The organism is Mesorhizobium sp. M0518, assembly GCF_040321125.1.
Taxonomy (GTDB): domain Bacteria; phylum Pseudomonadota; class Alphaproteobacteria; order Rhizobiales; family Rhizobiaceae; genus Mesorhizobium.
In genome coordinates this window covers 162,336-176,198 of sequence record NZ_JAMYQY010000010.1, presented here as the reverse complement: position 1 = coordinate 176,198, position 13,863 = coordinate 162,336, and the positions used below count along the sequence as shown (strand labels likewise).

Sequence of the window (13,863 nt, the reverse complement as noted above, 5' to 3'; positions counted from 1 at the left end):
GAAAACCATTCCCTTTGGGAGGTTTCGATGCGGTATGATTACTCGGCGCGACTGCGCGATGACGTCCGTTCAGCAGTCCAGGTCGCCTTCAGGAAGACCGGCATCGTCAGCATCACGGCGGTGGCGGAGCATGTAAGGGTCAGGAATCTGGCCGAAAACGTCGCCCTCGAGGACGTCGAATACCTTGTCTTCCAGGCAGCCCAGCTGATCGGCGCGGCAATTGAATTCGACGGGCTCACCAATTTCGACGGCGTAGCTGGTCTGTTCGTGGATGGCCTCGGTGGCGACGATGGTGAGCGCGTCAACGCCCAACTCGACAGACCTGGTGAGGCCACCCTGCAGTAGGGCGGTTCAGGCTGAACGCGCATTTGTCCCGTGCCAGCCAGGGCGGCCTCCTCAAAAGGCCGCCCTGCTGTTTCCGTACCTTGGTGATGACCAGAGCAGTTCCTCAGGCGGAGCCGGCGATTTGTGAGGCGAAGTCGCGATAGGGACGCAGCGGGCGGCCCAGAAGCGTGGTCAGGCGCTCGACGTCGCCGGCCTCGGGCAGCATGCCGTCGGTCAGGAACCGTTCGCCCATCAAGCGCATGTCGTACGCCATCCAGGCAGGCAGGAACTGCTTGAGATTCTGCTCGAAACCTTCGGTGTTGTCGCCGCCGTAGCTGATCGGGCGGGCAAGCACGTCGGACCAGATGGCGGCGATATCCGTCCCGGTCAGTGTCTGCGGACCGACGAGGTTGATCCGCTCGAGCGCAAGCGGCTCCGCGGACCGTTCGCGGCGCAGCAGCTCGAGAGCGGCGATCTCGGCGATATCACGCACGTCGACCATGGCGAGCCCCTTGGCGCCGACCGGCATTGTGTAGGTGCCGTAGCCGGTGATGACGTCTTCGATCATCAGGTCGTTCTGGATGAAATAGGCCGGGCGCAGGATCGTGGCCTGGAAGCCCATCTGCTCGATCATTCGCTCGACGCCGAATTTGCCGGCGAAATGCGGCACGTTCACATAGACGTCCGCATGGATCACCGAGAGATAGACGATCCGCTCGATGCCCGCCGATCGGGCGACGTTCAGCGCGACCAAAGCCTGGGTGAATTCGTCCGGCACCACGGCGTTCAAGAGGAACAGGGTGGAAACGCCGGACATGGCTTTGCGCAGTGAATCGACATCGAGAAAATCGCCTTGCGCGACCGATACGCCTGCCGGAAAGCTGGCTTTCGACGGATCGCGGACGAGAGCACGGACGTCGGCGCCACGCTTGACGAGGTGCTCGACGACTTGGCGGCCAACATTGCCTGTGGCGCCGGTAACGAGGATGGTCATGGAATTTCTCCTGTTGGGTTGCTTGACAGGCCCAATATGTGTGGCTCACAAACAGTCAAACAGGCCGAAATTTTAGACGCACCGTCTCACTGGTGGAACACTCATGGATCTTCTGGCCCTCACCGATTTCAACCTCGTTGCCCGCCATGGCGGTTTCGGCAAAGCGGCAAGGGCCACCGGCCGGCCCAAGGCAACCTTGTCGCGGCGGGTTGGAGACTTGGAGAGCAGCCTTGACCTGCGCCTGTTTGAACGGGGTGCGCGCAACCTGAAGCTCACCGAGGAAGGGCGAGCACTCTTCGAGCGGACGGGGACCTTGCTCGCCGAGCTGGACGAGACGGCCGCCGAGATCGCCTCGGGCGGCCAAAGACCCAAGGGCAGGCTGCGGATCAGCGCACCTCTGCATTTTTCTCAGACCGCGATGGGAAGGATCGCCGCGGGATTTACCCTCAAGCATCCCGAGGTGAGGCTTGAGGTCACGACGGAGGACAGGGCTGTCGACATGATCGAGGAAGGTTACGACCTGGTGATCCGGGTCAACCCGAAACCCGACGAAAGCCTGGTCGGACGGGCGTTTCTCCGCGACCGCCTGGTCGTTGTGGCGAGCCCGGACCTTCCTCGTACGACCGGTGGGCAGGCCGCTCCTGGCGTTGCACGCGGCACAGGCGAACGCCAGACATGGCACGTAAAGGACCATGGTGGCCGCTCGACGATTGCGGTCGAGCCTGTCCTTGCTCTGTCGACGCTGATCATGGTGCGGGATGCGGTGCGGGCCGGCGTCGGTGTTGGACGTCTCCCAATTTCCCTGGTGAGCCACGATTTGGCTGACGGCACCCTGGTGAATTGGGGGGACATCGATGGCCCGGAGATCGCTCTTTGGACGCTCTACCCCTCCCGGCGGCTGCTCAGCGCGCGCGTGTCGGCGTTCCTGGATTTTCTGAAACAGGCCTTCCCGAATGGGACGCCGGACGAACTGGCCGCCTATATCGGCAGGTGATGCCCGGCCGCTTTCGCCGGCAAGAACCTTTATTTTCCGCGGAAAGATTTCCGGCGGAACAAGTTGGGGCGACGAAAATTACCTGTCACCCTTACAAGAGGAGGACGTCGTGAAAGGCTTGCGCAGTCTCCTTGCCGAACTGTCAGCCAGCTGGCTCAAGCGCCGCAAGGCGCAGGCGCCCACTGTCGTGAACACAGTCAAACCCCGCCCCGCCCATCAGGCGCCGCGGCAACGTGCCGCCCACAAACCCAAAACACCGTCCACCCGCGACGTCTCCTCGAACATGTGAGCCGCGCGGACAAGATGGGTCGCCCAATGCCATTGGGAGGTATCGGCAACTCTCACACCGGATTGATTGGCATCGACGAAACCTTTGAGCGGCCATAGGCGTTTATCGCTTCAGCCCTATCGAGGTGGTTCCAATGCAAACGGCATGGTTCTCGAAGCCTGTGGCGGTTTCGGTCGGCGTCACCGGTTCCATCCACCATCTGTCCAACACACAGCAGGCCATTGATTTGCTCACCACACATTGGCGTGACGCAGGCAGCCCGAAGCATCAGTCCGCGCTGCGCGCCTGCCGGCGGGCAACGAGCGGCGATGTCGCCCCCGACGTCGCCAGGGCGGCGCTCGTCGAGGCCGCGCGTGAAGCCCACATCCTGATCGAATAGAGTGTCGATTGATCGGCCAATGTCGATGCGGCTGCTATAGTCGCGGCATCCCCTCCTTGGAGACCCCACCATGACCCTGAACACACGCAAGCTCGGCAGCCAAGGGCTGCAGGTCTCGGCCATCGGCCTCGGCTGCATGGGCATGAGCCAGTCCTACGGCCCGGCCGACGAGGCCGAATCCATCGCCACGCTGCACCGTGCCATCGAACTCGGCTGCACCTTCCTCGACACCGCCGAGGTCTATGGCCCTTACGACAACGAAGCCCTGCTTGGCCGGGCGCTGACGGGCAAGCGCGACCAGGTGACGATCGCCACCAAATTCGGCTTTCGCATCGAAAACGGCAAGCAGGTCGGAACCGACAGCCGGCCCGAGCACATTCGAGAGGTCGTGGAAGCCTCGCTCGGCCGCCTCGGAACCGACCATATCGACCTCCTCTACCAGCACCGCGTCGACCCGGCGGTGCCGATGGAGGATGTCGCGGGCGCCGTCGGCGAGATGATCGCGCAAGGCAAGGTGCGCTTCTTCGGCCTGTCGGAGGCGGGTGCGGCCAACATCCGCCGGGCGCATGCCGTGCATCCGGTGTCGGCCGTGCAGAGCGAGTATTCGCTGTGGGAGCGCAATCTGGAGCCGGAGATCATCCCGCTGCTTGGCGAACTCGGCATCGGCCTGGTGCCGTTCTCGCCGCTCGGCCGAGGTTTTCTCACCGGCCAGGTCAAGCGCGCGGAAGACTATCCCGACGGCGATTATCGCCGCAACGACCCGCGCTACCAGGGCGAAAACTACGACGCCAATGTCGAGGCGGCCGCCAAGGTGAGCGACATCGCCGCTGCGCGCGGCGTCAAGCCCGGCCAGGTCGCGCTGGCCTGGCTGCTGGCGAAGGGCGACGGTTTTGGCATCGACATCGCGCCGATCCCCGGCACCAAGCGCAGAAAATACCTGGAAGAGAACGTCGCCGCCGCCGCCATCAAACTCGATGCCGCCGAGATGGCCGCGCTCGACGACGCGCTCGCGCCGGGAAAAATCTCCGGCCCGCGCTACACTGAGCGGGGCATGGCGATGGTCGACCGGTAGGGACGCCCTGCTCCAGCGTCCGCGACGGTCTCGCCAAGGTCGTTCCGAATAGACAAAGCTACCGAAAGCCCAGATGCTTCCGATAGCAGTGGGTTTCCACGGTGAACCTGCCGGCGACACCGTCCGGCAGCCAAAGTGCGTCTTCGAAGGCGCGGCTCAAGCGCCACCCTTCGCGGGCATAAAATCTCTGCGCGCGGAGATTCCCCGCCGTGCAGAAAAGCTCGGCCTCCGCCACGCCTTGTTCGGACAAGAGATGCTCGGCATGCGACAGCAGATCGCGACCGGTTCCGCTTCCCCGTGCTTGCGGGCTTACATAGAGTTTCACCAGCTCCGTCCCGTTGATGGAGACGAAGCCAAGCAGTTCATCGGCTGCCGCCACATGGAATGCATCGGTGGATTGCTCCAGCCACAGCGAAAAATGCGCGGGCGTTCGGTACGCCAGGATTTCGGCCGGAACCAGATGCGCATGGGCATCATGCCAGCCCTGGTGCCACAGTTGCACGATCGCTGGCCGGTCGGCTTTTTGGGCTGGGCGAATTTCAAGCATTCCTCACCGCCTGCAAAAGTCTGGGATCTGCCGCGCCAGGGTCATTTGCCGCTTCCGGCATTTCCAAGAATTACAATCCGCTGCATCATCCCTGGCTTTGCGAACATCTCAGAGCGTTCGCGCCCCATGCCTGTCCAGCGTGCTCGGGGCGTTGACCGCAAATTGCGCAGCGAAAGCCCTGATGTAAGCGGGCCGAGCTTCACCGCGCGCCACATAGGCAGCAAGGTTTTGATATTCGTCCAAAATGCCCGACATTCTTAGTCGCAGCAGCACCGATACCATCAACAGATCGCCCGCGCTGAATGCATCGTCGAGCCACTCGGCGGCGCTCAGGCGAGCCGAGAGCCTGTCGAGACAGGCGCGAACACGATCCTTCACCAATGGCAAACGCTCCTCGCTCCAGGGCTTGTCAGCTTCGAATATCTTTGCCGTCGTTAATTCGAGGATCGGCGGCTCGACTGTGTTAAGTGCGGCAAACATCCAGGTGATCGCACGCGCGCGGGCATCGCGATCGCCGGGCAGCAGGCCCGCGTGCTGCTCGGCAAGATGAAGGATGATCGAGCCGGTCTCGAACAGTGAGAGAGAACCCTCCTCATAGGTGGGGATCTGACCAAAGGGCTGGAGGGCCAGATGGCCAGGCGCCTTCATCTCCGCGAAGGAAACAAACCGAACCGCATAAGGCTGCCCTGCTTCTTCGAGCGCCCAGCGAACGCGCGTATCGCGCGCCAGTCCCTTGCCGCGATCGGGCGATCGTTCAAATGCCGTGATGGTGATTGTCATCGCATCGTTCCTGATTGGGTGAATTCTTCGGCTCCCTATCGTCAAGACGAATGGGCCTCCCGGAAATCGACATCGGTCTGAACTATTTTCCGCAATTCGTGCCTGGCTTGTCCCCGACATTGCCGAAGAAGGCGAAGGCAGGGCCTAACCCGCCGCTGCTGCCGTGACCTTCTTGGACGCGGCCCGCTGTCGCCGCATGCGCCGTTTGACGACAAGCTTGAGCGCGACCGGCGGCTCGTTTGACAGCGCCCCCAGCACGGCGTCGACCATGCCATGCGCCACGAAATCCGCGTTCATGTCACGGGCCAGTTTGTCGGCCGTCTCCTTGTCCTCAGCAGCGGCCTCCGACCAGAACACGATTCCCACCCGAAGTGCGGCCTTCGCGCGCTTCAGCCGGCGAACCAGGAAACGGGCGTGCTTGACGGAATCCCGGTTCAGGAATCCGACCACGACGGTGTCGACGGTTTCGAGCTCAAGGCGGCGAATGCTGGCGGGCTCCATATCGGCAAAGCCGGCTTTCGATACCGTCGCGCCCTGAACCTCCAGCACCTGCGCCAGCATCGCGGCGGCGGCGTCGTCGAGCTCGCCACGCCCACCGGCGCAAAGCACGGACATATCCGTGCCATCGGGCAGGTCGGTCTCGTCCTCCCCGTTGGGATCGCCATCGTCGCTCGCCTCTGCGGCCACGGGCGGCTCCTCCTCCTCGCCTGCCTCCTCCTGCGCGCTGTCGTCGAGATTGGCGACCAGCATCAGGGCACTGGCCGCCACCTGCCGCCTTTGCAAATCGCCCATGACGCCGCGCACACGGTCTTGTTCGCCCAGCAGAAGCGCCGGAATGGCAACCTTGTCGTAGAATTCGACCAGATATTTCTCCTCCAGCATCTCCTCGGCGTGGTCGGTGGCTTCTTCCGGATCACCGGCCAGCAACCGCTGGTACAGGCGCGCATGGGGTTCGAGCACGGGCTCGTTGCCGAACAGAACGTCGAGGAATTCAAACTGCGGCACGTGCCGGCCCAGCACCACCAGGCAGACGGTGAGCGGTGTCGACAGGATCAGCCCGAGCGGCCCCCAAAGCCACGTCCAGAAAATCGCCGCGACGATGATCGCCAGCGGCGACAGTCCTGTCCGCGAACCGTAGAGCCAGGGTTCGATGACATTGCCGGTGATCAGCTCCATCACCACGAACAGGGCGGCCGTCCACAGCACGAGCGACCAGCCCGGCGCAACGGCCAGCGCCAGGAACAGCGGCAAAAGCATGCCTATGATCGGGCCGATATAGGGCACGAAACGCAGCGCCAGCGCCAGCAGCCCCCACAGCAGCGCATTGGGAATACCGAGGACCCAGAGCCCGATCGCGATCGGTACGGCGTAGACGATGTTGACGACCAATTGCATCAAGAGATAGCGGCCCACCCGCTTGGCGGCATCCTGAAGCGCCTCGGTGGTCCGGTGGAGGTCGCCATAGCCGACAAGCCGGATGAAGCGGTCGCGCAGATCCTCCCGCTCGAGCAGCATGAAGATGACGACGACAATGATCAGCCCGGCCGAGCCAAGCGGGCTGATCAGCGGCCCGACGATGTTCTGCAGAACCTGGAGCGGCCTTTCGCGCGCGACGATCTCGACCGGCACCGGCTCGCGCGGCGGCTTTTCCGGGGTGGCAGCCGGCAGCGAGGGGTCCTGCCTGTCGATCTCCTGGCCGACCCGCTCGACCACCTTGCTCAGTCTGGCAAGGATCCCGCCCCCCACCCCGGTTTCCTTGAGCGAGCGGATCTTGGTCAGGATGTTGGTCTGGTAGACCGGGATGTTCTGCGCCAGTTCGCTGACCTGCGTGGCGACGACGAAGGAGAACAGGCCAAGGGCCGCGAAAGCGCCGAGCACGCTGGCAATGACGGCGGCAATCCGGGGGATACCGACCTTTTTAAGAGCTGAGACAAGCGGCGCCAGGGCGAAGGTCAGCAGCAGCGCGATCGCGATCGGCAGGAAAACCTCGCGCCCGAAATACAGTGCCGCCACTGTCGTGACGATGGCCGCCACATTGGGCAATGAGGTTCGCGGATGAAGCGCGGCCGCTGAAAGGGCGTCGCCCGGCCCATCAGCCGGAGACGCCGTGCCGTTTCGACGATTGGCCACGTGATGCCTCCCTGCCAAATGCCATGATCGGGCATATAGAGCCGACGTGCAACTTTAGCCAACGGTGAAATACACCTCACTCAACAGGCAATGATCCGGCCCGCGTCGGCCGCTCTCAACGCGCGGAATGGAAGTCAGGCTCGCTCGTTCGGATCAGCGCGCCGCATGCCTGGCCAGCGCGTGCTCGATCAGCACGTCGATGGTTTGGCTGTAGCCGATGCCTGATGCCGCCAGCGCCTTGGCGTACATCGAGATGTCGGTGAATCCGGGAATGGTGTTGACCTCGTTGACGAGCAGGCTGCCATCGGCGCGCAGGAAGAAATCGACGCGCGCCATGGCTTCGCAGCCAAGCGCCTGGAATGCCCGCCGCGCCATATCCCTGGCCTTCTCGGCCACATCGGCCGGGATATCGGCGGGCACCTTGACCAGCGCGCCGTCGGCATCGAGATATTTGGCCTCATAGGTGTAGAAGCCGTGCTTGCCGGCCGGAATGATCTCGCCGGGCAGCGACACCGTCAGCGACCCGTCGGCGCGCTCCAGCACCGAGAACTCGATCTCGCGGCCCTCGACGAATTCCTCGATCAACACTTTGCCGTCGTAGCGGAAAGCCGTGTCGATGGCCTGCTCGAAGCCGTCCCTGTCATTCACCTTGCTGACCCCGAAGGACGAGCCCTGGCGCGCCGGCTTGGCGAAGAACGGCAGGCCGAGCATCCCGGCAATCTCCTGGAAGGAATGCTTGCCGTTTCGATGCACGGTGACGGAGCGGGCAACCGCCAATCCCGCCTCGCGCATCAGCCGCTTGGCGACATCCTTGTCCATGGCGGCGGCCGAGGCGAGGATGCCGCAGCCGACATAGGCGACATCGGCGACCTCGGCATAGCCCTGCACCGAGCCGTCCTCGCCGAACGGCCCGTGCAGCACCGGGAACACGACGTCGATGGGGGGCAGGTCAGGCCGCGTACCATCCGGCGACACGGCAACCAGCCGGCCCTTGCCACCGGGCAGCAGGGCGACCTCTGCAACATACTCGGATACCGGCGCCCCTGCCCCGCCATCGCCGATCGCGGCGGCGCCATCGAGTTGTTGCAGCAGCCACCCGCCGTCTCGCGAAATGGCGATCGGCACGATGTCGTAGCGCGTCCGGTCGATCGCCTTCAGCACATTGGCGGCCGACAGGCGCGACACGTCATGCTCGGCCGAACGCCCGCCATAGAGGATGGCCACTCTTGTCTTACCGGTCATCGAAATCCCTCGACTGTCAAAAAAATCAAATGGCGACGGCAATGCCGCGATTGGCGAAGAAGCGATCGAAATCGGCCGGCGCCAACACTGCGTCTGCCTGTGTGGCGGGGTCATGGCCGGACGGGTTGTGGAAGCGGAAACCCTGGTTGGACGCCGCCGTGACCAGCACCAGATGACCGCCCTTCGAGGGCGGCTCGCGCTCGGGCCAGCGGATCGAACTGCTGACCGACGCGATGAAGAAGCGCGTCCGCCGCATGATCGCCGGAATCTCCGCTGTCGCGATATTGGTCATCACCTCGGCGCGCAGGCCGAAGGCTTCCTTCACGAAGCTGACGAAGGGCGCGTAGATCAGCCCCTTGATCGATCCCCCGTTGACGACATAGCCGCCATATAAGGTGCAGCGCCTGGCAAGCTCGATCGTCGGCACGATCTCGCCGCGGCTGGCCAGGATCATCTTCAGGCACGCCATGCCGCAGATGTTGGCCGCCCAGACCGCATACTCATCGAGGGTTTCCGCGCCCGACCTCCGCCACAGCGGATCGCGCCTGAGCGCAACATCCGCGCCGTCGGCGAGGACGTCCAGCGTCAGGTCGGGCGTCTCCCACTGGCTGAAAAACGGCACGGTTTCAGGCAGCGGGTTCATGCGGTCTCCTCGGGCGGCTGGCTCCCTCTTGTATACGAGGATACGAGATGGATGAAAAGCCGCTTAGGCCCGTTTGGCGAGCCGTGCGCCGCCGCCTACTCGGCCTTCGCCCAACCGAATACCAGCCATGCATATTTCGATTTTTCGTCGGGTTCGACAGTGTAGGTCATCTGCATGTCGCCGTCCTTGGCGTAGATATCCAGCCTGGGCGCCGTCTCCAGCTTGAGCCACGCCGAACTCTTGCTGAAGGACCAGGTTCCGCACCAGACGCAAGGCCCCGACGTCGGATCACCCGGCTGATGAAAATTGTAGCGGCCGTCCGCCGTGATCTCCAGATAGTCGAACGCCCCGTAAAACGCGGTCACCGTCTGCTGGAATTCATTGGCGGCCGCTTCCTGTTCCGGTGTCGGCGCATCCTTCATATCGCGCGGCGGCCGGATGGCCCCACCGTTCAGTTTCCATTTACCGACAAAATCCTTCTGGGTCGGAAGATATTCCTCCTGCGCCTGCGCCGATGAAACATAAGCAAAAGGTGATATACTTGTGAGGCCACCGGCCCCGATCGCAAATAAAAGCGTGGCGGCACAGATCGCCCTTGTTGGGTTTTGCATAAAAAATATATCTCCACGGGGGTAAGGGGAGTTTTATTGAGGATTTTGCAGCGCGCGTTGCTTCGATACCGATTCCCGCTCGCCATTTGCACGGTTAGCATCGTGGCCACCAATCTGGCAACGCAAAGCAGCCTCTCTCTCCAGCATCGCCCCATGCGCCCGCGATCCCGGCCGGCTGAATATCGGCAGCTTAGAAGGTGATCTTCACCGAAGCGGCGCTGCGACTATGGGGGCCGTGATGGACGGCCTCGATGTTGTTGCCATCGGGATCGAGCAGGAAGGCGGCGTAATAGCCGGGGTGATAGGGCCGTTCGCCCGGTGCGCCATTGTCCGTGCCGCCAGCCGCAAGCCCGGCCTTGTAGAAGACATCGACCATGGCGTGATCCCTTGCCTGGAAAGCCAGGTGATGGCGGCCGGTGAGTTTTCCCTGTGCGGCCGGGCTGTCGGCAGTGGAGACAAACAGCTCGTCGGCCCAGAAAAAGTCGGCGCCGCTGCCGCCAATCGGGACATCGAGCGCCTGCAGGACCGCCTCGTAGAAACGCCGGCTGGCCGCAAGGTCCCCGACCACCAGTTGGATGTGGTCGATGAGCCGGCCGCGATGCAATTCCTGGGTTTCCATGAAAACGCCTCCTCGTGTGGGTTCGAATTTAGGTTCGGACAGGGCGTCGTCAATGCGGATACTCCTTCCGTCCAGCAAACAAAAGGCCCGCTGGGAGGGGATCCAGCGGGCCTTTGGAAAGCATGTCTAGCCTTCAGAGGTCTGAGGGGGGATCAGACCTAGTAAGAACCTTTGTTGGCCGCGGAGGTTCCACCCGAACAAAAAAATTGCCGATGGCCGGTCGAAACCGCGGAATTCGAGCGGTGGAGGCGATTTCTTTCGCGAGACCACTCTCAGTTTGGAACTTTCCGCTCGCAACCGGGTTTGGTGGCGCGGTGGGAGGAATTGCGATTGGATTGTTTTCAGAGGCTCGAAGCGCTTGTCGACAGCGCCGGTGTCGACGATATCGAGGAAGCAACCGCTCTGCTGCGCCGGTTCAAGGGCAGGTCGCGCGAGGTCGCGGCAGCCATAGATGAGTTCATGCTCGATTTCATGACGTTGGTCTTCGTCGTCGAAAACGGCGAAGAAGGTTTCGAAAAGCCGGTCCGCAAGCTCGCTCGCACCAGGCTTTCAAAGCTTGAGCGGCTGGTGACTGTAATGGCGGAGGCAAAGCCGGCTTCCGGCGCCGGCCTATCCCTTCAGGATGGCGGCTAGCCTGGGAATGCCTTCGCTCACCGCGCGCCGGTCGGCGAGCGTGAAGGACAGCCGCAGCGTGTTGCGCCCGGTGCCGTCGGCATAAAACGCGCTGCCCGGCACGAAGGCCACCCGCGCCTCCTTGACCGCCCGCGCCAGAAGCTCGGTGGCGTCGGCCCCTTCCGGCAGCGTCACCCAGACGAACATGCCGCCTTCCGGATGGCTCCAGGTCACGCCTTCCGGCATGTGGGCTTCCAGTGCAGAGAGCAGCCCGTCGCGGCGCTCGCGATAGGCGCCGATGAGTTTTTCTACCTGGCCGTCGAACACGGCTTCGGCGACGCGATGCATCACCACCTGGTTGATCGACGGGCTGTGCAGGTCGGAGGCCTGCTTCATCAGCACCAGCTTCTCGACGATTTGGCGCGGCGCGCACACCCAACCGACCCGCATGCCCGGCGACAGGATCTTCGAGAACGAGCCGCAATAGAGCGTGCGCGCCTTGTCGATACCGCCGGACCTGATGCAGTCGAGCGCCAGGATCGGCGGCTCGCCTTCGCCGTCATAGCGCAGCGCGCGATAGGCGGCATCCTCGATGACGGCGATGTCGAGTTCGCCGGCGAGGTCGAGCACCGCCTCGCGCTGCTCACGGTTCAGCGTGTTGCCGGTCGGGTTGGCGAAATCCGGCACCAGATAGGCGAATTTGGCCTTGCCGCCATTTGCAGCCGCCGCCGCGCGATAAGCATCGGGCGTCATGTTGCCGCCGGCCGGGGTCAGGCGGTCGTAGCGAGGCTCATAGGCGTTGAAAGCCTGCAGCGCGCCCAGATAGGTCGGCCACGTCACCAGCGCGGTATCGCCCGGCGACAGGAACAGTTTGCCGAGATAATCCAGCGCCTGCTGCGAGCCGGAGGTGATGAAGATATTGGCCTCGTCACAGGCGACGCCAAGCTTGCCCATCTGCCCGGCGAGCCAGCGCCGCAACGGCAGATAGCCTTCCGAGACCTGGTACTGCAGCGCCGCACCCGCCTCGGCGCCGCCCAGCACCGAAGCATAGGCGTCGCGGATCGCCTCGGCCGGGAACAGCGCCGGGTCGGGAATGCCGCCAGCAAACGAGATGATGTCGGGCTGGTCGAGCAGCTTCAAGAGTTCGCGGATTTCCGACGCTTTCATGCGCGACGAGCGCGAAGCCAACAGATTCATAAGGGTCACGACACGCCTCCCCAGACGCTGCAATATAGGTCAACTTGGCTGACCTATATCAGTCTTTGCCGGCGCTTTGAATAGGGCTGAAAGCCGTCCGCTATGCGCCAGCCGCTGTCCGGGCGGGACGGGGCGGGAAACTACAAGGTTCTCTTATAGCCGAGATGGCTGCCGGTGAAGCCGAGGCTCTCATAGAAGCGGTGCGCGTCAGCGCGCGACCTGTCGGTGGTCAACTGGACGAGGCCGCAGCCGCGCACCCGGCACGCATCGATCGCCCATTCGATCATCAGCCTGCCGACGCCCCCCGAGCGCCGGTGGCCGGCAACCCGAACCGCCTCGATCTGCCCGCGCCACGCGCCCTTGCGCGAGAGCCCGGCAAGGAAAGAAATCTGCAAGGTGCCAATCACCTCGCCGCCCTCGACAGCCACCGCCAGCAGTTGACTGGGATCGGCGTCGATGGCGTTGAAAGCATCGACATAGCCTTGCGCCAGCGGCAAGGAAGCGTCCTCGCGGCCGGCGCCAAGCGGATCGTCGGCCAGCATCGCGACGATATCAGGCAGGTCGGAGGCCTGCGCACGGCGGAAGGTGATCATGGTGTCGAGATATCGCGAGGCGGCGGCAGCGGCAAGATTTGAATACGCTCCCACTAGGCGCTGGCTAAACTTCGCCCTCATACGCCAGCTGCGCCTGCGTCAGCGCGTCATCAAGTCTCGCACCCTCGGCATATCTAGCCAGATTCTGCGGCCGCTCCACACCGGGCAGCAGCCTCGGACACGGCTCGGTGGCGCCGACCACCATCCGCACCGGGATGACGCCGGCCCACACCGGATGCCCGTAATCCTCCTCGTCGTCGCCGACGCCCTTGGCGCGCACTTTGGCCGACGCCTCCTCGATGCGCATTCCGATCACCATCGTCGCCTTGGCCTCCTGCACCGAGATCGGCCGCAAGGTCTCGCTCCGGCCGGGATAGAAGCGGTCGACGACTCCGGCCAGCGCCTTCAGTTTCTCATCAGGTTCGTCGATGATCCGCGCCGTGCCGAAACACATCGCCGAGCGGTAATTGGCGGAATGGTTGAAGCCCGAGCGCGCCAGCACCAGCCCGTCGAGATGCGACACCGTCAGACACGCCGGCGTGCCGCCGCGCAGATAGCGCAGCATGCGGCTGGCCGACGAGCCGTGCCAGTAGAGCATGTCGTCCTCGCGCCAGTGGATGGTCGGCGTGCAATAGGGCTGGCCGTCGAACGTATAGGCGACATGGCACAGAAGCCCGGCATCCAGCACCGCGAAGACTGCCGCATGGTCGTAGCTGCCGCGCTCGTGCAGGCGCTTGACGCGGTTGCGGCTGGTGGTCGGAAAGCTGGCTGGCGTGTCGTTCACGGCTTGCATCCTTGGTTGTTGTCTGCCAACCATGCGCCATGACATTGGTTGAT

General features: G+C 63.6%; 16 protein-coding genes. 5 read left to right on the top strand and 11 right to left on the bottom strand.

Annotated features, from left to right (window positions below; all coding sequences use genetic code 11):
• The first annotated feature begins 27 nt into the window (after positions 1–27).
• The gene (locus NKI66_RS16845) at positions 28–345 is read left to right on the top strand and encodes a hypothetical protein (protein WP_127269194.1); all 318 of its coding nucleotides are present in this window, start codon (positions 28–30) and stop codon (positions 343–345) included.
• A gap of 103 nt (positions 346–448) precedes the next feature.
• On the opposite strand, the gene NKI66_RS16840 is transcribed toward NKI66_RS16845, so the two are convergent.
• Positions 449–1,318, bottom strand: a complete 870-nt coding sequence (locus NKI66_RS16840) for an SDR family oxidoreductase (RefSeq protein ID WP_127331680.1) — start codon at positions 1,316–1,318, stop codon at positions 449–451.
• Between the two features lie 103 nt (positions 1,319–1,421).
• On the opposite strand from NKI66_RS16840, the gene NKI66_RS16835 reads away from it, so the two are divergent.
• The 3 genes from NKI66_RS16835 (at position 1,422) to NKI66_RS16825 (ending at position 4,052) form a co-directional block, all read left to right on the top strand.
• Positions 1,422–2,312, top strand: a complete 891-nt coding sequence (locus NKI66_RS16835; protein ID WP_023813832.1) for a LysR family transcriptional regulator — start codon at positions 1,422–1,424, stop codon at positions 2,310–2,312.
• A gap of 422 nt (positions 2,313–2,734) precedes the next feature.
• Positions 2,735–2,980: a DUF982 domain-containing protein gene (locus tag NKI66_RS16830; RefSeq protein WP_023813833.1), complete on the top strand. Its 246-nt coding sequence runs from the start codon at positions 2,735–2,737 to the stop codon at positions 2,978–2,980.
• A gap of 70 nt (positions 2,981–3,050) precedes the next feature.
• Positions 3,051–4,052 carry an aldo/keto reductase gene (locus tag NKI66_RS16825; RefSeq protein ID WP_023813834.1) on the top strand — a complete coding sequence of 334 codons (1,002 nt, stop codon included), beginning with the start codon at positions 3,051–3,053 and terminating at the stop codon, positions 4,050–4,052.
• Between the two features lie 58 nt (positions 4,053–4,110).
• Here the strand turns inward: NKI66_RS16825 and NKI66_RS16820 are convergent, their stop codons facing one another.
• From NKI66_RS16820 to NKI66_RS16790, 7 genes are all read right to left on the bottom strand, one after another.
• Positions 4,111–4,599, bottom strand: a complete 489-nt coding sequence (locus NKI66_RS16820) for a GNAT family N-acetyltransferase (protein ID WP_023813835.1) — start codon at positions 4,597–4,599, stop codon at positions 4,111–4,113.
• 108 nt (positions 4,600–4,707) lie between these two features.
• Positions 4,708–5,379 (bottom strand): glutathione S-transferase family protein, encoded by a 672-nt coding sequence (locus NKI66_RS16815; protein ID WP_023813836.1) that lies wholly within the window; start codon positions 5,377–5,379, stop codon positions 4,708–4,710.
• Positions 5,380–5,523: 144 nt separating this feature from the next.
• Complete coding sequence (locus NKI66_RS16810) at positions 5,524–7,509, bottom strand: AI-2E family transporter (RefSeq protein WP_023813838.1); 1,986 nt, start codon at positions 7,507–7,509, stop codon at positions 5,524–5,526.
• 153 nt (positions 7,510–7,662) lie between these two features.
• Positions 7,663–8,751 carry a D-alanine--D-alanine ligase family protein gene (locus NKI66_RS16805; RefSeq protein WP_023813839.1) on the bottom strand — a complete coding sequence of 363 codons (1,089 nt, stop codon included), beginning with the start codon at positions 8,749–8,751 and terminating at the stop codon, positions 7,663–7,665.
• Positions 8,752–8,776: 25 nt separating this feature from the next.
• Entirely contained in the window at positions 8,777–9,394 is a 618-nt protein-coding gene (locus tag NKI66_RS16800) for a cysteine peptidase family C39 domain-containing protein (protein ID WP_031213761.1), read from the bottom strand.
• Between the two features lie 95 nt (positions 9,395–9,489).
• Positions 9,490–10,005: a hypothetical protein gene (locus tag NKI66_RS16795; protein WP_023813841.1), complete on the bottom strand. Its 516-nt coding sequence runs from the start codon at positions 10,003–10,005 to the stop codon at positions 9,490–9,492.
• A gap of 190 nt (positions 10,006–10,195) precedes the next feature.
• Positions 10,196–10,624, bottom strand: a complete 429-nt coding sequence (locus NKI66_RS16790; RefSeq protein ID WP_023813842.1) for a VOC family protein — start codon at positions 10,622–10,624, stop codon at positions 10,196–10,198.
• 330 nt (positions 10,625–10,954) lie between these two features.
• On the opposite strand from NKI66_RS16790, the gene NKI66_RS16785 reads away from it, so the two are divergent.
• A complete protein-coding gene (locus NKI66_RS16785; protein WP_245273301.1) occupies positions 10,955–11,257 on the top strand; it encodes a hypothetical protein in 303 nt (100 codons plus the stop codon).
• On the opposite strand, the gene NKI66_RS16780 is transcribed toward NKI66_RS16785, so the two are convergent.
• From NKI66_RS16780 to NKI66_RS16770, 3 genes are all read right to left on the bottom strand, one after another.
• Complete coding sequence (locus tag NKI66_RS16780; protein WP_031213765.1) at positions 11,234–12,433, bottom strand: aminotransferase-like domain-containing protein; 1,200 nt, start codon at positions 12,431–12,433, stop codon at positions 11,234–11,236. The two genes, NKI66_RS16785 and NKI66_RS16780, sit on opposite strands and share 24 nt — an antisense overlap.
• A gap of 140 nt (positions 12,434–12,573) precedes the next feature.
• The gene (locus NKI66_RS16775; protein WP_023813845.1) at positions 12,574–13,026 is read right to left on the bottom strand and encodes a GNAT family N-acetyltransferase; all 453 of its coding nucleotides are present in this window, start codon (positions 13,024–13,026) and stop codon (positions 12,574–12,576) included.
• Between the two features lie 64 nt (positions 13,027–13,090).
• Positions 13,091–13,843: a pyridoxamine 5'-phosphate oxidase family protein gene (locus tag NKI66_RS16770; RefSeq protein ID WP_031213766.1), complete on the bottom strand. Its 753-nt coding sequence runs from the start codon at positions 13,841–13,843 to the stop codon at positions 13,091–13,093.
• Positions 13,844–13,863: the final 20 nt, after the last annotated feature.

Excerpts from the sequence above, each read along its gene's own strand:
- NKI66_RS16845 (WP_127269194.1), top strand. The coding sequence starts at position 28 with ATGCGGTATGATTACTCGGCGCGACTGCGCGATGACGTCCGTTCAGCA.
- NKI66_RS16840 (WP_127331680.1), bottom strand. The coding sequence starts at position 1,318 with ATGACCATCCTCGTTACCGGCGCCACAGGCAATGTTGGCCGCCAAGTC.
- NKI66_RS16835 (WP_023813832.1), top strand. The coding sequence starts at position 1,422 with ATGGATCTTCTGGCCCTCACCGATTTCAACCTCGTTGCCCGCCATGGC.
- NKI66_RS16830 (WP_023813833.1), top strand. The coding sequence starts at position 2,735 with ATGCAAACGGCATGGTTCTCGAAGCCTGTGGCGGTTTCGGTCGGCGTC.
- NKI66_RS16825 (WP_023813834.1), top strand. The coding sequence starts at position 3,051 with ATGACCCTGAACACACGCAAGCTCGGCAGCCAAGGGCTGCAGGTCTCG.
- NKI66_RS16820 (WP_023813835.1), bottom strand. The coding sequence starts at position 4,599 with ATGCTTGAAATTCGCCCAGCCCAAAAAGCCGACCGGCCAGCGATCGTG.
- NKI66_RS16815 (WP_023813836.1), bottom strand. The coding sequence starts at position 5,379 with ATGACAATCACCATCACGGCATTTGAACGATCGCCCGATCGCGGCAAG.
- NKI66_RS16805 (WP_023813839.1), bottom strand. The coding sequence starts at position 8,751 with ATGACCGGTAAGACAAGAGTGGCCATCCTCTATGGCGGGCGTTCGGCC.
- NKI66_RS16800 (WP_031213761.1), bottom strand. The coding sequence starts at position 9,394 with ATGAACCCGCTGCCTGAAACCGTGCCGTTTTTCAGCCAGTGGGAGACG.
- NKI66_RS16795 (WP_023813841.1), bottom strand. The coding sequence starts at position 10,005 with ATGCAAAACCCAACAAGGGCGATCTGTGCCGCCACGCTTTTATTTGCG.
- NKI66_RS16790 (WP_023813842.1), bottom strand. The coding sequence starts at position 10,624 with ATGGAAACCCAGGAATTGCATCGCGGCCGGCTCATCGACCACATCCAA.
- NKI66_RS16780 (WP_031213765.1), bottom strand. The coding sequence starts at position 12,433 with ATGAATCTGTTGGCTTCGCGCTCGTCGCGCATGAAAGCGTCGGAAATC.
- NKI66_RS16775 (WP_023813845.1), bottom strand. The coding sequence starts at position 13,026 with ATGATCACCTTCCGCCGTGCGCAGGCCTCCGACCTGCCTGATATCGTC.
- NKI66_RS16770 (WP_031213766.1), bottom strand. The coding sequence starts at position 13,843 with ATGGTTGGCAGACAACAACCAAGGATGCAAGCCGTGAACGACACGCCA.